18 protein-coding genes are annotated in these 19,549 nt (G+C 71.4%); 11 read left to right on the top strand and 7 right to left on the bottom strand.

The window, feature by feature from the left end:
- The first annotated feature begins 79 nt into the window (after positions 1-79).
- The 3 genes from AB5J56_RS31285 to AB5J56_RS31295 all read left to right on the top strand — a co-directional run bounded on the left by AB5J56_RS31285 (position 80) and on the right by AB5J56_RS31295 (position 2,769).
- The gene (locus AB5J56_RS31285; RefSeq protein ID WP_369237372.1) at positions 80-1,537 is read left to right on the top strand and encodes an aldehyde dehydrogenase; all 1,458 of its coding nucleotides are present in this window, start codon (positions 80-82) and stop codon (positions 1,535-1,537) included.
- Positions 1,525-1,812: a ferredoxin gene (locus AB5J56_RS31290; RefSeq protein ID WP_369237374.1), complete on the top strand. Its 288-nt coding sequence runs from the start codon at positions 1,525-1,527 to the stop codon at positions 1,810-1,812. The genes AB5J56_RS31285 and AB5J56_RS31290 overlap by 13 nt, the downstream gene beginning before the upstream one ends.
- 93 nt (positions 1,813-1,905) lie before the next feature.
- The gene (locus AB5J56_RS31295) at positions 1,906-2,769 is read left to right on the top strand and encodes a tetratricopeptide repeat protein (protein ID WP_369237376.1); all 864 of its coding nucleotides are present in this window, start codon (positions 1,906-1,908) and stop codon (positions 2,767-2,769) included.
- Here AB5J56_RS31295 and AB5J56_RS31300 read toward each other — a convergent pair.
- Complete coding sequence (locus AB5J56_RS31300; protein WP_369237378.1) at positions 2,766-3,410, bottom strand: TetR family transcriptional regulator; 645 nt, start codon at positions 3,408-3,410, stop codon at positions 2,766-2,768. The genes AB5J56_RS31295 and AB5J56_RS31300 overlap by 4 nt on opposite strands.
- A gap of 206 nt (positions 3,411-3,616) precedes the next feature.
- On the opposite strand from AB5J56_RS31300, the gene AB5J56_RS31305 reads away from it, so the two are divergent.
- Genes AB5J56_RS31305 through AB5J56_RS31315 form a run of 3 tightly spaced genes read left to right on the top strand, consistent with a single transcriptional unit; the run spans position 3,617 to position 6,854 of the window.
- Positions 3,617-5,041 carry a glycosyltransferase family 4 protein gene (locus AB5J56_RS31305; RefSeq protein ID WP_369237380.1) on the top strand — a complete coding sequence of 475 codons (1,425 nt, stop codon included), beginning with the start codon at positions 3,617-3,619 and terminating at the stop codon, positions 5,039-5,041.
- Complete coding sequence (locus AB5J56_RS31310; RefSeq protein WP_369237382.1) at positions 5,035-5,781, top strand: class I SAM-dependent methyltransferase; 747 nt, start codon at positions 5,035-5,037, stop codon at positions 5,779-5,781. The genes AB5J56_RS31305 and AB5J56_RS31310 overlap by 7 nt, the downstream gene beginning before the upstream one ends.
- Entirely contained in the window at positions 5,778-6,854 is a 1,077-nt protein-coding gene (locus AB5J56_RS31315) for a prenyltransferase (protein WP_369237384.1), read from the top strand. Before AB5J56_RS31310 ends, AB5J56_RS31315 begins: the two co-directional genes overlap by 4 nt.
- A 25-nt stretch (positions 6,855-6,879) precedes the next feature.
- On the opposite strand, the gene AB5J56_RS31320 is transcribed toward AB5J56_RS31315, so the two are convergent.
- A complete protein-coding gene (locus tag AB5J56_RS31320; RefSeq protein WP_369237386.1) occupies positions 6,880-7,173 on the bottom strand; it encodes a hypothetical protein in 294 nt (97 codons plus the stop codon).
- 141 nt (positions 7,174-7,314) lie between these two features.
- Here AB5J56_RS31320 and AB5J56_RS31325 point away from each other — a divergent pair, with 141 nt between their 5' ends.
- Complete coding sequence (locus tag AB5J56_RS31325) at positions 7,315-7,866, top strand: hypothetical protein (protein ID WP_369237388.1); 552 nt, start codon at positions 7,315-7,317, stop codon at positions 7,864-7,866.
- Here the strand turns inward: AB5J56_RS31325 and AB5J56_RS31330 are convergent.
- The 3 genes from AB5J56_RS31330 to AB5J56_RS31340 form a co-directional block, all read right to left on the bottom strand.
- Positions 7,863-8,873, bottom strand: a complete 1,011-nt coding sequence (locus AB5J56_RS31330; protein WP_369237390.1) for an LLM class F420-dependent oxidoreductase — start codon at positions 8,871-8,873, stop codon at positions 7,863-7,865. The two genes, AB5J56_RS31325 and AB5J56_RS31330, sit on opposite strands and share 4 nt — an antisense overlap.
- A 109-nt stretch (positions 8,874-8,982) precedes the next feature.
- A complete protein-coding gene (locus AB5J56_RS31335) occupies positions 8,983-9,804 on the bottom strand; it encodes a DUF5336 domain-containing protein (protein ID WP_369237392.1) in 822 nt (273 codons plus the stop codon).
- 186 nt (positions 9,805-9,990) lie between these two features.
- Complete coding sequence (locus AB5J56_RS31340; RefSeq protein ID WP_369237394.1) at positions 9,991-10,956, bottom strand: N-acetylmuramoyl-L-alanine amidase; 966 nt, start codon at positions 10,954-10,956, stop codon at positions 9,991-9,993.
- A 213-nt stretch (positions 10,957-11,169) separates the two neighbouring features.
- Here AB5J56_RS31340 and AB5J56_RS31345 point away from each other — a divergent pair, with 213 nt between their 5' ends.
- Entirely contained in the window at positions 11,170-11,664 is a 495-nt protein-coding gene (locus AB5J56_RS31345) for a hypothetical protein (RefSeq protein WP_369237396.1), read from the top strand.
- Positions 11,665-11,734: 70 nt separating this feature from the next.
- Here the strand turns inward: AB5J56_RS31345 and AB5J56_RS31350 are convergent, their stop codons facing one another.
- Positions 11,735-12,397 carry a class I SAM-dependent methyltransferase gene (locus AB5J56_RS31350; RefSeq protein ID WP_369237398.1) on the bottom strand — a complete coding sequence of 221 codons (663 nt, stop codon included), beginning with the start codon at positions 12,395-12,397 and terminating at the stop codon, positions 11,735-11,737.
- Between the two features lie 103 nt (positions 12,398-12,500).
- A complete protein-coding gene (locus tag AB5J56_RS31355; protein ID WP_369237400.1) occupies positions 12,501-14,243 on the bottom strand; it encodes an MFS transporter in 1,743 nt (580 codons plus the stop codon).
- A 271-nt stretch (positions 14,244-14,514) separates the two neighbouring features.
- On the opposite strand from AB5J56_RS31355, the gene AB5J56_RS31360 reads away from it, so the two are divergent.
- The 3 genes from AB5J56_RS31360 to AB5J56_RS31370 all read left to right on the top strand — a co-directional run bounded on the left by AB5J56_RS31360 (position 14,515) and on the right by AB5J56_RS31370 (position 19,498).
- The gene (locus AB5J56_RS31360) at positions 14,515-15,711 is read left to right on the top strand and encodes a lipid-transfer protein (RefSeq protein WP_369237402.1); all 1,197 of its coding nucleotides are present in this window, start codon (positions 14,515-14,517) and stop codon (positions 15,709-15,711) included.
- A gap of 436 nt (positions 15,712-16,147) precedes the next feature.
- Positions 16,148-17,980 carry a 3-oxosteroid 1-dehydrogenase gene (gene kstD / locus AB5J56_RS31365; protein WP_369237404.1) on the top strand — a complete coding sequence of 611 codons (1,833 nt, stop codon included), beginning with the start codon at positions 16,148-16,150 and terminating at the stop codon, positions 17,978-17,980.
- Positions 17,981-18,064: 84 nt separating this feature from the next.
- On the top strand, positions 18,065-19,498 hold the full coding sequence (locus AB5J56_RS31370; protein WP_369237406.1) for an MFS transporter: 1,434 nt from the start codon (positions 18,065-18,067) through the stop codon (positions 19,496-19,498).
- Positions 19,499-19,549 lie beyond the last annotated feature (51 nt).

Here is a 19,549-nt window from a genome sequence, read left to right on the forward strand (position 1 = left end):
AGCTGGTATCAAGCTTCGTATCTGATGGATCGTCAGAGAAGGCGAAAAGGCCGGAGAGCGGCCCGGGGAGGCAGTCGCCATGACCGAGCTCGTGGAACACGGACAGCTGTTCATCGGCGGGGAGTTGACGGACCCCCTGGGCAAGGACGTCATCGAGGTGATCTCGCCGCACACCGAGGAGATCATCGGGCGGGTGCCGCACGCCTCGACCGGCGACGTGGACCGGGCGGTCGCCGCCGCGCGCAAGGCGTTCGACGAAGGGCCCTGGCCGCGGATGACGTTGGACGAGCGGATCGCGGTCGTCACCCGGATCAAGGACGCGATCGCGGTACGCCACGAGGAGATCGCCCGCGTGATCTCCTCCGAGAACGGGTCGCCGTACTCCTGGAGCGTCCTCGCCCAGGCGCTCGGCGCGATGATGGTGTGGGACGCGGCGATCACGGTCGCGCGGAACTTCACGTACGAGGAGACACGCGACGGTGTCCTCGGGAAGATCCTGGTGCGCCGGGAGCCGGTGGGTGTGGTCGCGGCCGTGGTCCCGTGGAACGTCCCGCAGTTCGTGGCCGCCGCCAAGCTCGCGCCGGCGCTGCTGACCGGCTGCACGGTCGTGCTCAAGCCGTCGCCCGAGTCGCCGCTGGACGCGTACATCCTCGCCGAGATCACCCGGGAGGCCGGGCTGCCGGAGGGCGTGCTGTCGATCCTCCCGGCGGACCGCGAGGTCAGCGAGTATCTCGTCGGGCACCCGGGCGTCGACAAGGTCTCCTTCACCGGATCGGTCGCGGCCGGCAAGCGGGTCATGGAGGTCGCCTCCCGCAATCTCACGCGCGTGACACTGGAGTTGGGCGGAAAGTCGGCGGCCGTGGTCCTGCCCGACGCCGACATCACGACGTCCGTCCCCGGGATCGTCTCGGCGGCCTGGATGAACAACGGCCAGGCGTGTGTGGCCCAGACCCGCATCCTTCTCCCGCGTTCGCGCTACGACGAGTTCGCGGACGCCTTCGCCGTGGCCGCCTCCGCCCTGGTGGTCGGCGACCCCCTCGACCCGGCCACCCAGGTCGGCCCGCTGGTCGCCAAACGCCAGCAGCAGCGCAGCCTCGACTACATCCGCATCGGCCAGGAGGAGGGCGCCAAGATCCTTACGGGCGGCGGCCGTCCACCCGGCCTCGACCGCGGCTGGTACGTCGAACCGACCCTCTTCGGCGACGTCGACAACTCCATGCGGATCGCCCGCGAGGAGATCTTCGGCCCGGTCATCTGCCTTCTCCCGTACGGCGACGAGAGCGAGGCGGTGAAGATCGCCAACGACTCCGACTACGGCCTCAGCGGCAGCGTCTGGACAGCGGACGTCGGGCACGGCATCGACATCGCCCGGCAGGTCCGCACCGGCACGTACTCCGTCAACACCTTCAGCCTCGACATGCTCGGCCCCTTCGGCGGCTACAAGAACTCGGGCCTGGGGCGGGAGTTCGGCCCCGAGGGCTACGGCGAGTTCCTGGAGCACAAGATGATCCACCTCCCTGCGGGATGGGAGGCCTGAAGGTGGGGGTACCTCCCGCGGGAGCGGAGCCGACCGTGGGGGCGGGCGACCGCTGGCACGTGGACGTCGACCGCTCCCTCTGCATCGGCTCGGCCCAGTGCGTCCACCTCATACCGGAGTCCTTCCGCCAGGACTCCGCCATGCAGTCCCACCCCGTCGACCCGGACACCGACGCCAACGAGAAGATCCTGGAGGCCGCGGAGGGCTGCCCGGTGGAGGCCATCGTGATCACGCTGCTGGGGAGCGGGGAGCCGGTGTTTCCCCCCGAGGAGTAGGCCGCGCTCACCGGGTTCCCGGCCCGGGTGCCGCCCTGTCGGCGCCCGGGGGTACTCTCCTGCGATTCGGCGGAACGACCAGGGTGGGGAAGAGTGCGCAAGGCCGAGGCCAGAGAGCTGATCAAGCAGGCGTACGCGGCGTGGGACGCCGAGGAGTGGCAGCGGGCGGCGGACCTGTACGAGCAGGTGCTCGCGCACTTCCCCGACGAGGAGAAGAGCGCGGTGTGGTGGTACGACGCCGCGCTCGCCCACAAGTTCCTGCGCAACTGGGAGAAGGCGTACGACCTCGGGCGCGAGGCCGCCGCCCGCGCCCCGCGCGGCGAGGGCGACCCCGCCTTCTGGAACCTCGGCATAGCCGCCACCGTCCGCCGCGACTGGGCGACGGCCCGCGACGCCTGGGACGGCTTCGGGATCGGGCTCCCGGGCGGCGAGGGCGAGATCAACGGCCGCTTCGGCAACGCCTGCGTGCGGCTCGACACCGACGGGGAGCGGGAGGTCGTGTGGATCGAACGGCTCTGCCCGACCCGCGGCCGGGTCGTCAACGTGCCCCTCGTGGGCGGCCGGCGGTACGGCGAGATCGTGTTGCACGACGGCGAACCGAAAGGCGAGCGGATCGTCGACGGCACGACCTACCCCGTCTTCGACGAGCTGCTGCTCTTCGAGGCCTCGGACCTGCCCACCCTGGAAGTGACGGTCAACGCCGCCGACTCGGCCGACCTGGAGGCCCTGCTCGGCCTGTTCGCCGGTTCCGGCTACGGCGCCGAACCCACCAGCGGAGCGAAACTGCTCTGCGCCTGCTGCAGCGAGGGCACTCACCACCAAGGCCGCGGCGTGCGGGCCGGCGCCCAGCTGGTCTCCCTGGCGGCCCCGGAGGACGAGGCGCGAAACCTGCTGGAACGGTGGGCCGGGGAAGCGCTGCTCGGGCGCAGCTGGAGCGGGCTGTCGGCGGTCGGCTAGGGCCGCGCGTCCGGGTCCGTCAGGTCGATCAGGCGGCACACCGTCTCGATGTCGATCTTGACCTGGGCGATGGAGGCGCGGCCGGAGAGCCAGGTGATCAGGGCCGAGTGCCAGGTGTGCTCGATGACGCGGACCGCGGAGAGCTGGGCGGGGGTGGGGTCGTCCAGGCCCATCGCGTCCAGGATGATCACCGTCGTCTGGCGGGAGACCTGGTCGACCTCGGGGCTGACGCTGCGGTCCGCGAAGGTGAGCGCGCGGACCATGGCGTCGGCGAGATGCGGCTCGCGCTGGAGCGCGCGGAAGGCCCGCATCAGCGTCTCGGCGACGCGCTCCGCCGCCGTGTCACCGGTCGGCGGCTTCTTCCGCAGGGTGCCGTGCATGTGCTCCAGCTGGTCCTGCATCGTGGCGACCAGCAGGTGCACCTTCGAGGGGAAGTAGCGGTAGAGGGTGCCGAGCGCGACCTGCGAGGACTCCGCGACCTCGCGCATCTGCACCGCGTCGAAGCCGCCCCGGCTGGCCAGTTGGGCGCTCGCGTGCAGGATGCGCCGCCGGCGCGCCTCCTGCCGCTCCGTGAGGGGCGGCGAGGCGGGGCGCTCGGTACTGGGGCCGGTTCTGGCTTCCACCTTGACTTCCGCAGGCATGGGTCCCGTTCCGTGGCACTCGGTGAGGCGGGCGATCAGACAGCATGGCAGGGTGTCCGCCGTGGCGCGAATCACCTGATCCACCGCTCACAGTGGTGCTACCTGCCGGTAGATTCAGAGCCTCTTGGACGATCAAGTCTGAAACTTGTTCTAGATTACCGTCCCGGCGTAATCTCGCGGGAAACGCAGGGAGAGAGGGGCCCGGAGTGACCGCTGAGGCCAGGGAGGCGGGTCCTCGGAAGGACTCCGCCGCTGGGGGAGAGCGACCGCTCGACATCGCGCTCCTCACCTACCGGGGCGACCCGTTCTGCGGCGGCCAGGGCGTCTACGTACGGCACCTCTCGCGCGAACTCGTCCGCCTCGGCCACCGCGTCGAGGTCATCGGCTCCCAGCCCTACCCCGTCCTCGACGAGGGCGAGAACCTCCACGGGCTCTCCCTCACCGAACTCCCCAGCCTCGACCTGTACGGCCCGCCGCACCCTTTTCGCACCCCGAAGCGCGACGAGTACCGGGACTGGATCGACGCCCTCGAGGTCGGCACGATGTGGACCGGCGGCTTCCCCGAGCCGCTGACCTTCTCGCTGCGCGCCCGCCGCCATCTGCGCGCCCGCCGCGGCGAGTTCGACATCGTGCACGACAACCAGACCCTCGGCTACGGACTGCTGGGCGACGTCGGCGCACCGCTCGTCACCACCATCCACCACCCCATCACCGTGGACCGGCAGTTGGAGCTGGACGCGGCGCAGAGCTGGGGCCAGCGCCTGTCCAAGCGCCGCTGGTACGCGTTCACCCGCATGCAGAAGCGCGTCGCCCGCCGCCTGCCCTCCGTGCTCACCGTCTCCGGCACCTCCCGCCAGGAGATCGTCGAACATCTCGGCGTACGCGACGAGCGCATCCACGTCGTGCACATCGGCGCGGACACCGACCTCTTCTCGCCGGATCCGTCGATCCCGCAGATCCCGGGCAGGATCGTCACCACCTCCAGCGCCGACGTGCCGCTCAAGGGCCTCGTCTTCCTCGTCGAGGCGCTCGCGAAGGTGCGCACCGAGCACCCCGGCGCGCACCTCGTCGTCGTCGGCAAGCGCGCCGAGGACGGGCCGGTCGCCCAGGCCATCGAGCGCTACGGCCTCGAAGGCGCCGTCGAGTTCGTCAAGGGGATCTCCGACGCCGAACTCGTCGACCTCGTACGGTCGGCGGAGGTCGCCTGCGTGCCCTCCCTGTACGAGGGCTTCTCGCTCCCCGCCGCCGAGGCGATGGCCACCGGCACACCGCTCGTGGCCACCACCGGCGGCGCCATCCCGGAGGTCGCGGGCCCCGACGGGGAGACCTGCCTCGCCGTACCGCCCGGTGACGCGGGCGCACTTGCCGCCGCGCTGAGCCGCCTCCTCGGCGACCCCGGGCTGCGTGCCCGGCTCGGCACCGCCGGGCGGGCGCGGGTCCTCGCCCGCTTCACCTGGGCCAAGGCCGCCGAGGGCACGGTGGCCCACTACCGCGAGGCCATGGCCCTGCGCCCGCGTGGCGGAACCCCCGCGGTGGCGGGCCCCGACGGCTCCGCAGTACAGAACCCCGGCCGCCCCGAGGCCGCAACAGCAACAACAAGCGTCTATCGCGAAAGCAGGGCCACGTGCTGACCGTCGACTTCTCCCGGTTCCCGCTCGCCCCGGGCGACCGCGTCCTGGACCTCGGCTGCGGTGCCGGACGGCACGCGTTCGAGTGCTACCGGCGCGGTGCCCAGGTCGTGGCGCTCGACCAGAACGGGGAGGAGATCCGCGAGGTCGCCAAGTGGTTCGCGGCGATGAAGGAGGCCGGCGAGGCACCGGCCGGGGCCACCGCCACGGCCATGGAGGGCGACGCCCTCGCGCTGCCCTTCCCCGACGAGTCCTTCGACGTCGTGATCATCTCCGAGGTCATGGAGCACATCCCCGACGACAAGGGCGTCCTCGCCGAGATGGTCCGCGTGCTCCGGCCCGGCGGCCGCATCGCGATCACCGTCCCGCGCTACGGCCCCGAGAAGGTCTGCTGGTCGCTGTCGGACGCCTACCACGAGGTCGAGGGCGGCCACATCCGCATCTACAAGGCGGACGAACTGCTCGGCAAGATCCGTGAGGCGGGCCTGAAGCCGTACGGCACCCATCACGCCCACGCGCTGCACTCGCCGTACTGGTGGCTGAAGTGCGCGTTCGGCGTCGACAACGACAAGGCGCTGCCCGTGCGGGCGTACCACAAGCTCCTGGTCTGGGACATCATGAAGAAGCCCCTCGCGACAAGGGTCGCCGAGCAGGCGCTGAACCCGCTGATCGGCAAGAGCTTCGTGGCGTACGCGACCAAGCCGCACCTGCCCGTCGACGCCGCCGCGGTGGACGCTTCGTGACGACTCCGACTCCCCGGACGGAACACCTCGTCCTGCCCGGGGTCCTCACCGCGGAGCAGGCCGGTGCCACGGTGCACGGCATCCTCGCGGTGCAGCGCCCGGACGGCGCCATACCGTGGTTCCGCGGGCACCACCTCGACCCGTGGGACCACACCGAGGCCGCGATGGCGCTCGACGCGGCGGGCGAGCACGAGGCCGCCGAGCGGGCGTACGAGTGGCTCGCGCGGCACCAGAACGAGGACGGTTCCTGGTACGCGGCGTACGCCGACGGGGACTTCGCCGACGTCACCGACCGCGGCCGCGAGACGAACTTCGTCGCGTACATCGCGGTCGGCGTCTGGCACCACTACCTGGCCACCGGCGACGACACGTTCCTGGACCGCATGTGGCCCGCCGTGTACGCGGCCATGGAGTTCGTGCTGCGGCTCCAGCAGCCGGGCGGGGAGATCGGCTGGAAGCGCGAGGACGACGGCACGGCGGTGAACGACGCGCTGCTGACCGGGAGTTCGTCCATCCACCACGCGCTGCGCTGCGCGCTCGCCATCGCCGAGCAGCGCGAAGAGCCGCAGCCCGACTGGGAGTTGGCGGTCGGCGCGCTGCGCCACGCGATCCGCCGGCACCCGGAGCGGTTCCTCGACAAGGACCGCTACTCGATGGACTGGTACTACCCGGTGCTCGGCGGCGCGTTGACCGGCGCCGAGGCCAAGTCCCGTATCGAGGAAGGCTGGGACCGCTTCGTCGTGCCCGGCTTCGGCGTCCGCTGCGTGGTCCCCAACCCGTGGGTGACCGGCGGCGAATCGGCCGAACTCGCGCTCGCCCTCTGGGCGGTGGGCGAGTCCGACCGCGCCCTGGAGATCCTCCAGTCCATCCAGCACCTGCGCGACCCGAAGACCGGCCTGTACTGGACGGGACTCGTCTTCGACGACCAGGCCATCTGGCCCGAGGAACTCACCACCTGGACCGCCGGCTCACTGCTGCTGGCCGTCGCCGCACTGGGCGGCGACGAGCCCACCTGCGCCGTCTTCGGCGGCGAACGCCTGCCGACAGGCCTGAGCCCCGACTGCTGCGACTAGTCGCAGCAGTCGGGGCCCTCGGCTCTCAGTGGCGGTGCATCCGGTTGGCGATGGCGTGGCCGACGAAGAGGTAGACGACGGCTGCCAGGCCGTAGCCCGCGACCACGCGTGCCCACGCCTCGTCGAAGGTGAACAGGTCGCGGGACCAGCCGGCCAGCCAGGCTGCCGCGTCGTGGACGAACTCCACCAGGTCGTTGGCGCGGTTCGCGTCCAGTAGGTAGAACAGGATCCACAGTCCGAGGATGACGGCCATGATGTCCGCGACGATCGCGATGACCGTCCCCGCTGAATTGGAACCGTTGCGATATCGAGGGGACATGCCCCTGCGGGTAGCCCGCGTTTCCCGGATGAAACCCGAACGGGTTCCCCCGAGTGGCGCAGTGGCCGGACCCGGGTGAGGCTGCCGGGAGAGTCGTGACTCCCGGGATCCGGGAGAACCGTTCACCTCCCGGAGGACCCCGTGCCCGTACCGATACGGCGCCTCGTCGTGGCGCTCACCCTCTGCTGCAGCCTGCTCGCCGGAGCCACCGCGTGCGGCAGCGACACCGACGACGCCACGCAGGACACCGCCGCCGTCGCGGCCGCCAGCCCCAGTGGCTCACCGGAGAAGCAGAAGCTCGCCAAGACCCGGTTCGTGGCGAACGCGGGGCTCGCGGCCGGGGCCTCCTACCAGTGGATCGTGAAGCCCTGGAAGGCCGGCAAGTTCAAGAAGGGCGCGAAGGGCCGTACGTTCGCGCTGGTCAAGGCGGGCCTCGCGGGCACCTTCGCGTACAACCGCCTCAAGGCCGCGAGCAAGAACGCCAAGGGCGACCCCCTGCTCTCCAAGGCCGTCGCCCCGCTCACCGCGGGCATCGACGCCCTCAAGGACCTGCCGTCCAAGCTGCGCAAGGGCGATGGCGACGCCGCGAGTTCCTTCGACGACATCATCAACAAGGTGAAGGACGCCGGAAAGAGCGCGGGCGCGGAGGTCACGGAAAAGGTCCCGTCGGCCTCCGAGCTCACCGGCGGCTAGGAGTTCAGCTCGGCGAGCACCCGTAGCGTGTGCGGGTCCGGTGCCAGGACCAGCAGGTCCGTCACCGGGCCCTTGCGCCACAACTCCAGCCGTTCGGCGATGCGTTCGCGCGGCCCGACGAGGGAGATCTCGTCGGCGAAGGCGTCCGGCACGGCGAGGACGGCCTCCTCCTTGCGGCCGGCCAGGAACAGCTCCTGGACATGGCGTGCCTCGGCCTCGAAGCCCATACGGGCCATCAGGTCGGCGTGGAAGTTGCGTGCCGCGTGGCCCATCCCGCCGATGTAGAAGCCGAGCATCGTCTTGACGGGCAGCAGCCCTTCGGCGACGTCGTGGCAGACCCGCGCCTGCGCCATGGGCGCGACGAGGAAGGCGTCGGGTGCCGCTTCGAGCGAGGCCGTGTACACGTCCGTCCGCATCGGCGACCAGTACAGCGGCAGCCAGCCGTCCGCGATCCGCGTCGTCTGCGCGATGTTCTTCGGGCCCTCCGCGCCGAGCAGGACCGGCAGTTCGGCCCGCAGCGGGTGCGTGATCGGCTTCAGCGCCTTGCCGAGCCCCGTACCGTCGGCGCCCCGGTACGGATGGGAGTGGAAGCGCCCCGCCAGCTCAACGGGTCCTTCACGCCGGAGGACTTGGCGCACCACATCGACGTACTCCCTGGTCGCGGTCAGCGGCGACTTCGGGAACGGGCGCCCGTACCACCCCTCGACGACCTGTGGACCGGACAGCCCGAGGCCGAGCATCATCCGTCCGCCGGACAGATGGTCCAGGGTGAGCGCGTGCATCGCGGTCGTGGTCGGCGAGCGGGCGGCCATCTGCGCAACCGCCGTGCCCAGCTTGATCCTTGACGTCTGCGCGGCGATCCAGGTGAGCGGCGTGAAGGCGTCCGACCCCCATGACTCGGCGGTCCACACGGAGTCGTAACCGAGCCGCTCCGCCTCCTGGGCCAGCGGCACATGGTCCGCGGAGGGGCCGCGCCCCCAGTAACCGAGTGCGAGACCGAGCCGCATGCTGCCTCCAGGGACGAGGTGGTGACGGTACGTCAGATCCGGCGTGCGACTGTACGACAACGGCCCCCCGCCCGGAAGGGCGAGGGGCCGGTCGTGCACCGGGCGGGCGTCAGCCGCGCTGGATGCCCGAGGTGTCCTGCAGTACGCCACGGCGGCCGTCCTGCGTCTGCGCCACCAGGTTCGGACCGCGCTGCTCGACGGCCAGGTACCAGGTACCCGGCGCCAGTTCGGCGATCGGCGTCGGCGAACCGTCCTCCGCGAACAGCGGACGCGCCACTGGCACGGCGAACCAGAACGGGGAGAAGTCCCCCGCGGGCTGACCCCCCGGAGCCTGCGCCTGCTGCGGCTGGCTCGGGGCGGGCGGGGTCGGCTGGCTCGGCTGCGCGCCGTAGGGCTGACCCTGCGGCTGCGCCCCGTAGGGCTGACCCGGCTGCTGGGCGCCCGGGTAGCCGTAACCGCCCTGCGGCTGACCGCCGTAGGGCTGCCCGGCGACCTGCGGCTTCGGAGCGCCGACGAGCGCGGCGTTCAGCGCCGGGACGAGCGGGCCGGCGATCGCGGCGGCGGCCAGCACCAGAGCGGCGAGGAAGCCGAGGATGAGGCCGGCGCCGGAGTCGTCGGCGTCGATGAGCCACCACAGCAGCGTCCAGAAGGAGGCGACCGAGAACGCGACGCCAACGGTGCCGAGGTCGAGGCCCGCTACCTTGCGCGGCTGGGGAAGGGCCCGGCCGATCACGATGAGCGCGCCGCCGACCACACCGAGCATGTAGGTGCCGAGTCCGAGGCCCAGGCTGTAGTCCCAGGCGTTCGGATAGTCGATGCTGCCGCAGTAGTTGCCGCTGCAGCCGGCCAGGTCGAGGAACGAGGAGATGAAGAGCAACACCGCTGCTCCGATCACCACGCCGTCGCCTCGAGTGAGCGAGCGGATATTCACTTCACAGGTCCTTCGTCAGTCGTCTCGTCATCGGTGGAGGCGTCGCTGTCACCATGGCGCTGTCGGGCCGCGCTGTGAAGCGCGCCGTCAGGCCCTGGTGGGAAAGCGCGGGGGTGGCCCCTCATCGTAGGGAGGACACTATCGTCCGTCTGACGTGGGTGTCCGCCGGGATCCGTGCTTCAGGCACTACCCGCGCAGGAAACTCACGATTCCCTCAGAGATCCCATGCGCCGCCTTCTGCCGCCACGCGCCACTGGTCAGCAGCGCCGCGTCCTTGCTATCGCGCATGTTGCCGCACTCGATGAACACCTTGGGAACCGTTGACAGATTGAGACCGCCGAGATCCTTACGGACGACCAGACCGGTGCCGTCACCGACGTAGTTCGAGGGGGCGCTGCCCGTGTCCCGCACGAAGTTGCCCGCGATGCGCTCGCCGAGATCGCGGGAGGAGGCGACGATCGGGCGGGTGTCGGCGGCGCCCGCGTGCACGGCCCCGGGAAGGATCACGTGGAAGCCGCGGTTGCCGGCCGCCGAGCCGTCCGCGTGGATCGAGACCACCGCGTCGGCGTGTGCGTTGTTGCCGATCCGGGCCCGCTCGTCGACGCACGGCCCCCAGGGGCGGTCGCCGTCCTGGGTGAACTTCACCGTGGCGCCCTGCTCTTGCAGGATCGTGCGCAGCCGGCGCGAGACGTCGAGCGTGAACTGGGCTTCCGTGTAACCCGCGTTGGTCGATGTGCCCGTGGTGTCGCACTCCTTCCAGTTCGTACCGATGTTCACCTTGCGGTTGATGTCGGCCGAGTGCTGGAAGTTGCCCGTGTTGTGGCCCGGGTCGATGACGACGACCTTGCCCTTGAGGGGTCCGGAAGCGGCTGGGCGGGACGTGGTGGGCGTCGGGGTCGGCGTCGCACTCGGCTTCTTGCCGTCGTCCGAGGGGGAGGGCCGCGTGGTGGCGGGCGCCGAGGAGGCCGGCGAGACCGACGCGGGCGCCGCCTTGTCCGTACCGCCGCCCCCGTCGCCGGAGTCGCCCACCGCGGTGTAGACGAGCCAGCCGACCAGTGCTGTCGGCACCAGGGCGGCGACCGCGACGGTCAACGGCCCGCGCCGGGAGCGGTGCGGCTGGGGAGGATCGAAGTCAGGGCCTACGTACGACACGTCAGCCACCCTAGCGGCCGTCCAGGGTGTTCACGGGTTCCACGGCGGCGCAGCGGCGAGAGTCGTTGCCGGGAGGTCCGCCGCGGGGGTGTCCGACCGGGCCGGCGGGGCGGCGGCAGGAGTCCATCCGAACAGCCCGCCCCGCATGGGAACACAGCGTTACAACTCCGCTACATAGAGGTGCTGTTGGGTGAGAGTCGCCAGCATGGGCGCATGCACAAGACCCGCACCGCCGCAGCCGGCGTCCTTCTGTTCGCCGCACTGACCGCCTGCGGCACCACCGCGGCTCATGCCCCGGCCTCCGGACCGGCAGCGCCCCTGACCGCGCGCAGCGCGTACCAGCAGATGTCCCGCACCATGACGTCCATGGGACATTCCGGAACCGTCACCGCGACCAACGACCCGAACTACCTCCTCGGCCGCCCCGGCCAGTACACCTCGAAGATCACCTTCACCGACAGCCTCGTCCCCGCAGGTGATGTCACCGGAGCGGGCCCTGGTGACGTCGAACGCGGCGGCGCCATCGAGGTGTTCGCGAACCCGGGCGACGCGAAGACCCGCGCGGCGTACATCCGGGGTGTCACCAGGGCCATGCCCGCGATCGCCGAGTACGACTACGTCCATGGAACCGTGCTCGTCAGGGTTTCCCGGTACCTGACGCCGAAGCACGCCGCCGAGTACGAGGCTGTGGTGGCTCGCCTCTCCTGAACACCGTCGACCTGCGACACGTGCGGATCGGCCGGAGCACGTCGGCTGCTCCGGTGCTCCGGCCCGAGCCTCAGATCCCCGCTCCCGTTCGCCGCAGGACGCGCAGCGAGTCGGTCACCGAGATCTCGGTGAACGCGCCGGACTCCAGGGCCCGGAGATACACGCGGTACGGCGCCTGGCCGGTGAACTCGTCCACCGGGTCCGGGAAGACGTCGTGGATGAGGAGCAGGCCCCCTTCGGCCACATGGGGCGCCCAGCCCTCGTAGTCGCCGCTCGCGTGCTCGTCGGTGTGGCCGCCGTCGATGAAGACGAGGCCGAGGGGCGAGCCCCAGAACGCGGCGATCTGCGGGGAGCGGCCGACCAGCGCGACCACGTGGTCCTCCAGGCCCGCCCGGTGCAGCGTGCGCCGGAAGGTGGGCAGCGTGTCCATCAGGCCGATCTCCGCGTCGACCGTCTCCGGGTCGTGGTACTCCCAGCCGGGCTGCTGCTCCTCGCTGCCCCGGTGGTGGTCGACGGTGATCGCCGTGACCCCGGCCTCGCGCGCCGCGTCGGCGAGCAGGATCGCGGAGCGCCCGCAGTACGTGCCGACCTCCAGGAGCGGCAGCCCCAGCCGCCCGGCCTCGACCGCCGCCTCGTACAGCGCGAGCCCCTCCCCGAGGGGCATGAACCCCTTCGCCGCCTCGAAAGCGGCGAGGATCTCGGGCTTGGGCTCCGGCCTGGGTGCCGCGGGCATGGGGGGCCTTCCTGTCGTACGTATCCGTGGGTGCCCCATGGTGCACCAGCACCCCCGGCGCGTGGGCGACGGGGGTGCGGCGGTGATCAGGGCCGGGGCGGGGTCAGGCGGAGACGGTCTCGCCCGGCAGGGCGAGGTCCAGGTCGACCGGGCGGTCGTCGCCCGCGTGCGTCGCCGAGGACGCCAGCGGGCCGTGGCCGGTGGCCTTGGCGGCGAGGACGTAGGCGCCCTGGGCGGGCACGGCGAGCGCGTAGCTGCCGTCGTCCGCGGAGAGCGTCGCGCCCGCCTGGCGGCCGCGGCGGTCGATCAGGGTGACCTTGGCGCGGGCGACCGGGACACCGTCGGCGTTCAGGACGCGGCCGCGGAAGCCGCCGAGGATCTCCTGCGCCCGCTGGAGGGCGGCGTCCTCCTCGCTGCTGGCGCGCAGCTGCGGCTTGGCGGCCTGCCGCTGCTTCGGCAGGAAGATCGCGAACAGCAGGCCGAGGGCCACCGCGCCGGTCGCGATCAGGAACGACACCCGGAAGCCGTGCATGGTGGGGATCGCGACGCCGCCGACGTGGTTCGCCGTGTTGGCGAGCACCATGCCGACGACGGCGCTCGACACGGACGTGCCGATGGAGCGCATCAGGGTGTTGAGGCCGTTGGCCGCGCCGGTCTCCGAGGCGGGGACCGCGCCGACGATCAGCGCGGGCAGCGAGGAGTAGGCGAGGCCGATGCCCGCGCCCAGGACCACCGAGATGACGATGGTCTGCCAGGCGGCGCTCATCAGGCCGAGGCCCGCGCCGTAGCCGATCGCGATGATCAGCATGCCGAGGATGAGGGTGACCTTGGGGCCGTACTTCGCCGAGATCCGGGCGTAGACGGGCGCCGTGAACATCATCGTCAGGCCCAGCGGCGCCACGCACAGGCCCGCGACGACCATGGACTGGCCGAGGCCGTAGCCCGTGCTGGAGGGGAGCTGGAGGAGCTGGGGCAGGACGAGCGAGACGACGTAGAAGGAGACGCCGACCATGATGGAGGCGAGGTTGGTGAAGAGCACCGCGGGGCGGGCGGTGGTGCGCAGGTCCACCAGCGGAGCCTTCACGCGCAGCTCCATCAGGCCCCACAGGAGCAGGACGACGACGGCCCCGCCGAACAGGCCGAGCGTGGTGCCGGAGCTCCAGCCCCAGTCGCTGCCCTTGGTGATCGGCAGCAGGAGCAGGACAAGGCCGGCGGACAGGCCGATCGCGCCCAGCCAGTCGAAGGTGCCCTCGGCGCGCATCGGGGACTCCGGTACGACGAGGAGGGTGAGGGCGATGGAGATCACACCGAGGCCCGCGGAGCCGTAGAAGAGGGCGTGCCAGGTGGTGTGCTCCGCGACCAGGGCCGCGAGCGGCAGCGCGAGTCCGCCGCCGACGCCGATCGAGGAGCTCATCAGGGCCATCGCCGAGGCGAGCTTCTCGCGGGGCAGCATGTCGCGCATCAGGCCGATGCCGAGCGGGATCGCGCCCATCGCGAAGCCCTGGAGCGTGCGGCCCACGATCATCGGCATCAGCGCGCTGGTGAACGCGCTGACCAGCGAGCCCGCCACCATCACGGACAGGCTGGTGAGCAGCATGCGCCGCTTGCCGAAGAGGTCACCGAGGCGGCCCATGATCGGCGTGGCCACGGCGCCCGAGAGCAGCGTCGAGGTCAGCACCCAGGTGGCGTTGCTGGGCGAGGTGCTCAACAGCTCCGGCAGGTCCTTGATGACCGGGACCAGCAGGGTCTGCATGACCGCGACAACGATGCCCGCGAAGGCGAGCACCGGCACGATTCCGGCCCCGCCGGCCTTTCGCGTGCCTTGGTCCGTCGTTGTCTGGCTCATTGCGTGGGGCCTCCGGGGTGGTGAGGGGTAAACGGTGCGGAGCACTTGCTGCGGGGTATGTGCAAGGTGAACCTCGTGCGCCTGGGCAACTATTCCGTTGCTTTGAGTCGCTAATCAATTCTTGACCTTCCCATGAAGATCTGACGTTCCGTCAGGTTGTCCCGGCCGGGATCTGTTGCCGGAATGGAACGTGTTCTAGTCTGGCGCGGGTCTCTGGAGGCGTGCCGGGGACGCTCCGGGATGCGCCGGGAATGTGCAGGGGAGGAGTGTCATGAAGGCCTTCGTAGTCGGTGTGGGGATGACCAGGTTCGAGAAGCCTGAGACGCGGGAGTGGCAGTACTGGGACATGGTGAGGGAGGCGGGTAATGGCGCCCTTGTGGATGCCGGGATCCCGTACGCCGACGTCGAGCAGGTCCCGGTCGGCTACTGCTTCCAGCCCTCGACCGCGGGGCAGCGTGCCGCCTACGAACTGGGTCTGACCGGTGTGCCCGTCTACAACGTCAACAACAACTGTGCGACCGGATCCAGTGCGTTGATGCTGGCGCGGCAGTTCGTGGAGGGCGGGGTCTCGGACTGCGTGCTCGCGTTGGGGTTCGAGAAGATGAAGAGGGGGGCGTTGGGGGGTGGGGCCGACGGGGGCGACTTCAGTACGTCCCCGGTGGCTCGTCACTACGGCGTCATGGCCGCCCGGCACGGCTTCGAGATGACCCCGCCCACGGCGCAGATCTTCGGTGACGCGGCGCGTGAGCACATGGAGCGGTACGGCACGACGGAGGCGCAGTTGGCCGCCGTCGGTGCCAAGAACCACCGCCATTCGGCGCACAATCCGTACGCCCAGTTCCGGGACGTGTGGTCCGTCGACGAGATCCTCGCCTCCCGGGTCGTGCACCGGCCGCTGACCAAGCTCCAGTGCTCGCCGACCTCGGACGGGGCGGCCGCCGCCGTCGTCGTGTCCGAACGGTTCGTCGAGCGGCGCGGGTTGGGGGACAAGGCCGTCGAGATCGTCGCGCAGGCGATGACCACGGACACGGAGGAGTCGTTCGCGTCGGGGTCCTGCATCGACGTCGTGGGGCAGCCGATGTCGCGGGAGGCGGCACGTCAGGTCTACGAGCGGTCCGGGATCGGCATCGAGGACGTGGACGTCGTCGAGCTCCACGACTGCTTCTCCGTCAACGAGTTGCTGACGTACGAGGCGCTCGGCATGTGCGGGGAGGGGGAGTCCGGCAAGCTCGTCGAGTCCGGCGCCACGACGTACGGCGGGCGGTGGGTGGTGAACCCCTCGGGCGGGCTGATCTCCAAGGGGCACCCGCTGGGCGCGACCGGCATTGCCCAAGTGGCCGAGCTGACCTGGCAGTTGCGGGGGGAGGCCGGGGCTCGGCAGGTGGCGGGGGCGCGGGTGGGGCTTGCGCACAACATCGGGCTGGGAGGCGCTGCGGTGGTGACGTTGCTGCGGGTGGGGGGTGGCTGATCGCTCACGGTCCGGTGGGATGGGGGGGCGACTGCGGGCCGTGGTCGCCCACCCTGCGGGCAATCGTGCCGCTGGGGCGGCACGGGTGGGCGCAGGCGGCGCCTCGTCAGCGCCGAGTTGCGTGACCCACCCCCGGCCAGCACCCACGCCGGGTGACAAGGAAGCAGAGGGCACCCGGGGTTTGCCCACCCACCCCGGGTGCCGGTACGAGCGGGGGGTGACCGGGGTTTGCCCACCCACCCGGTGGCGCCGTCCGGCAGCGACCCCGGATGCCAAGGGAACAGCGGGCACCCGGGGTAGGAGCGTGGGCCTTGACTTCACAAGAGCGTCGCGGCACATTTCTGACGCGTCATCAGAACCGGGACGCCCGGCGTCAGTTGCTTCCCGGGGGCACAGCACCGCCTCCCATCACCTCGCCCGGCTGGAGCGACCCGCCATGCCCGACAACGCTGACCCCGCAAGACGTAACCCTTCGCCTTCCTCGGGAAGCGGCCCGTCGCGGCGCCGCGTCCTCGGCGCCGCGACCGGAGCCGGGCTCGCGCTCGCCGCCGGGCTCCCCGGGGTCGCGGGGAACGCCGAGGCGGCCGATCTCCCGCTTCTCGGAACGTACGACGTCGTCGTGATCGGTTCCGGAGCGGCCGGGATGACCGCCGCGCTCACGGCGGCGAAACAGGGGCTGAGCTGTGTCGTCGTAGAGAAGGCGGCCACCTTCGGGGGCTCGGCGGCGCGGTCGGGCGCGGGCGTGTGGATCCCGAACAATCCGGTGATCCTCGCCGCCGGCGTCCCGGACACCGCGGCCAAGGCGGCCGCCTATCTCGCGGCGGTGGTCGGGCCGGACGTCTCCGCCGACCGGCAGCAGGCCTTCCTCGGGCACGGGCCCGCCATGATCTCCTTCGTCCTGGCGAACAGCCCGCTGCGGTTCCGCTGGATGGAGGGGTACAGCGACTACTACCCCGAGCTGGCCGGCGGACTGCCGAACGGCCGCTCCATCGAACCCGATCAGCTCGACGGCAACATCCTGGGCGCCGAACTCGCCCATCTGAACCCGCCGTACCTGGCGGTCCCCTCCGGCATGGTCGTCTTCAGCGCCGACTACAAGTGGCTCGCTCTGTCCGCCGTGAGTGTCAAGGGCGCCGCCGTCGCCACCGAGTGCCTGGCCCGCGGCACCAAGGCGGCGCTGCTCGGGCAGAAGCCCCTCACCATGGGCCAGTCGCTGGCGGCGGGGCTGCGCGCCGGACTGCTCGCCGCCCAGGTGCCGGTGTGGCTCAACACCCCGCTCACGGACCTGTACTTGGAGAACGGTGCCGCCGCCGGCGCGGTGGTCACGAAGGGTGGCGCGGCGGGTCTGATCCGGGCCCGGCGCGGGGTCGTCGTGGGCTCCGGCGGCTTCGAGCACAACGCGGCCATGCGCGCGCAGTACCAGCGGCAGCCCATCGGCACGGAGTGGACCGTGGGCGCCAAGGAGAACACCGGCGACGGCATCCGGGCGGGTGAACGGGCGGGCGGCGCACTGGCGTTGATGGACGACGCCTGGTGGGGCCCGGCGATCCCGCTGCCCGGCGATCCGTACTTCTGCCTCGCCGAGCGGACCCTGCCCGGCGGCCTGCTGATCAACGCGGCGGGCGCCCGCTTCGTCAACGAGGCCGCCCCCTACAGCGATGTCGTCCACATCATGTACGAGAAGAACGCCTCCGCTCCCGACATCCCGGCCTGGCTGATCGTCGACCAGAACTACCGCAACCGCTACCTCTTCAAGGACGTCGCCCCGACCTTCACGTTCCCCGACGCGTGGTACGACTCCGGCGCCGCCCACAAGGCCTGGACCCTCGACGCGCTCGCCGGGCAGATCGGCGTCCCCGCGGCCGCCCTGCGCGCCACCGTCAACCGCTTCAACTCCCTTGCCCTGAACGGCAAGGACACCGACTTCCACCGCGGCGACAGCGCGTACGACCACTACTACACCGACCCCTCGATCCTCCCCAACTCCTGCCTGGCGCCCCTGTGGCTGGCCCCCTACTACGCCTTCAGGATCGTTCCCGGCGACCTCGGCACCAAGGGCGGCCTGCGCACCGACGCCCGGGCGCGCGTGCTGCGGGCGGACGGCTCGGTCATTCCCGGTCTGTACGCCGCGGGCAACGCCAGCGCCGCCGTCATGGGGCACAGCTACGCCGGGGCGGGCTCGACGATCGGCCCCGCCATGACCTTCGGGTACATCGCGGCGCTGGATATCGCGTCGGGGGCTTCCGGGGCGGGGGCCGTCGCGGGCTGAGGCCGGCGGCCCGCGTGTGGGCGCGGCGAAATCCTGGTGCCAGGAAACGAAATCCCGTGCGAGGAGCCCGGGGTGGTTGAGAACATGACCACCATGCTCCGCGCCGAGGAAGACACCCGATTATCCCGCCGGACCGAACCGCCGACCTGGGTGGTGGTCGCGCTCGCCTGCGCCGGGCAGTTCCTCGTCGTCCTGGACGTGTCCGTCGTGAACGTGGCGCTCCCTTCGATGCGCAGCGATCTGGGGCTGAGCGCGCCGGGCCTGCAGTGGGTGGTCAACGCGTACGCGATCGCCTTCGCCGGGTTCATGCTGCTCGGCGGACGCGCGGGCGACCTGTACGGACGCAAGCGGATGTTCCTCGTCGGGCTCGCCCTGTTCACGCTGGCCTCGCTCGGCGGCGGACTGGCGCAGGACGGCTGGCAGTTGCTCGTCGCGCGGTGCGTGCAGGGGCTGGGCGCGGCGGTGCTCGCGCCCTCGACACTGACGATCGTCACCTCCGCCGTACCGGAAGGAGCCGCACGGGCGCGGGCCATCGCGACGTGGACGGCGGTCGGCGCCGGGGGCGGCGCGGCGGGCGGCCTCGTCGGCGGACTGCTCGTCGACGGCCTGTCGTGGCGGTGGGTCCTGCTCATCAACGTGCCGGTCGGCGTCGTGGTACTGGCCGGGGCGTCCCGCTGGCTGGTGGAGAGCCGGGCCGGCGACGGGCGGCGGCTCGACCTGCCGGGCGCGCTGCTGGTGACGGCGGGCCTCGCGACCCTCGCGTACGGCATCGCACAGACCGAGGCCGAGGGGTGGGCGGCCGCCGAGACCCTCGTGCCGCTCGGCGCCGGGCTCGGCCTCGTCGGGCTCTTCCTGGCTGTCGAGGCGCGGACGAAGGCGCCCCTGATGCCGCTGAACCTGTTCCGGCTGCGCGCGGTGTCGTCGGCGAACGTGGCGATGTTCCTGTGCGGCTCCGCGATGTTCTGCATGTGGTTCTTCATGACGCTGTACGCGCAGAACGTCCTCGGCTACTCGCCGCTCAGCGCCGGTCTCGCCCTCGGGCCCAGCTCCCTCGCGGTGGTCGTGGGCTCGAAGCTCGCGCCGCGGCTCATGCCGGTGATCGGCGCGCGCAACGTCGCGGTCATCGGCACGCTGGTGGCCGCCACCGGGTTCGGCTGGCAGTCGACGATGACGGCGCACGGCACGTACGTCACCACGATCATGCTCCCCGGCATCCTGATGATGACGGGCGCGGGCCTCGGCGCGACGCCGCTGGCCTCCCTCGCCACGGCGGGCGCCCGGCCGCGGGACGCCGGGCTGGTGTCGGGCCTGGTCAACACCTCGCGCACGATGGGCGGCTCGCTCGGCCTCGCGGTCATGTCGACGATCGCGGCGGCCCGCACGGCGGGCGGTACGTCGGCCGAGGCGCTGACCGAGGGGTACGCGCTGGCGTTCCGCACGGGCGGCGTGGTGCTGCTGGGCGGGGCGGTGCTGATGCTGCTGTGGCTGCCACGAGGGATGCCCGCACGCCAGTCGTGAAAATGTGTGCGGGGAGAGGCAACGAAATCCGCGGCTCATGGACTCCTTTAG

The sequence above is a fragment of the Streptomyces sp. R21 genome, from assembly GCF_041051975.1.
Taxonomy (GTDB): Bacteria; Actinomycetota; Actinomycetes; order Streptomycetales; family Streptomycetaceae; genus Streptomyces.

Bases quoted from the DNA above. Each gene is read 5' to 3' on its own strand.
- AB5J56_RS31330 (WP_369237390.1), bottom strand. From the start codon at position 8,873: ATGCGGCTCGGTCTCGCACTCGGTTACTGGGGGCGCGGCCCCTCCGCG.
- AB5J56_RS31355 (WP_369237400.1), bottom strand. From the start codon at position 14,243: ATGAGCCAGACAACGACGGACCAAGGCACGCGAAAGGCCGGCGGGGCC.
- AB5J56_RS31285 (WP_369237372.1), top strand. From the start codon at position 80: ATGACCGAGCTCGTGGAACACGGACAGCTGTTCATCGGCGGGGAGTTG.
- AB5J56_RS31320 (WP_369237386.1), bottom strand. From the start codon at position 7,173: ATGTCCCCTCGATATCGCAACGGTTCCAATTCAGCGGGGACGGTCATC.
- AB5J56_RS31370 (WP_369237406.1), top strand. From the start codon at position 18,065: ATGACCACCATGCTCCGCGCCGAGGAAGACACCCGATTATCCCGCCGG.
- AB5J56_RS31300 (WP_369237378.1), bottom strand. From the start codon at position 3,410: ATGCCTGCGGAAGTCAAGGTGGAAGCCAGAACCGGCCCCAGTACCGAG.
- AB5J56_RS31345 (WP_369237396.1), top strand. From the start codon at position 11,170: ATGCACAAGACCCGCACCGCCGCAGCCGGCGTCCTTCTGTTCGCCGCA.
- AB5J56_RS31290 (WP_369237374.1), top strand. From the start codon at position 1,525: ATGGGAGGCCTGAAGGTGGGGGTACCTCCCGCGGGAGCGGAGCCGACC.
- AB5J56_RS31350 (WP_369237398.1), bottom strand. From the start codon at position 12,397: ATGCCCGCGGCACCCAGGCCGGAGCCCAAGCCCGAGATCCTCGCCGCT.
- AB5J56_RS31360 (WP_369237402.1), top strand. From the start codon at position 14,515: ATGAAGGCCTTCGTAGTCGGTGTGGGGATGACCAGGTTCGAGAAGCCT.
- kstD (WP_369237404.1), top strand. From the start codon at position 16,148: ATGCCCGACAACGCTGACCCCGCAAGACGTAACCCTTCGCCTTCCTCG.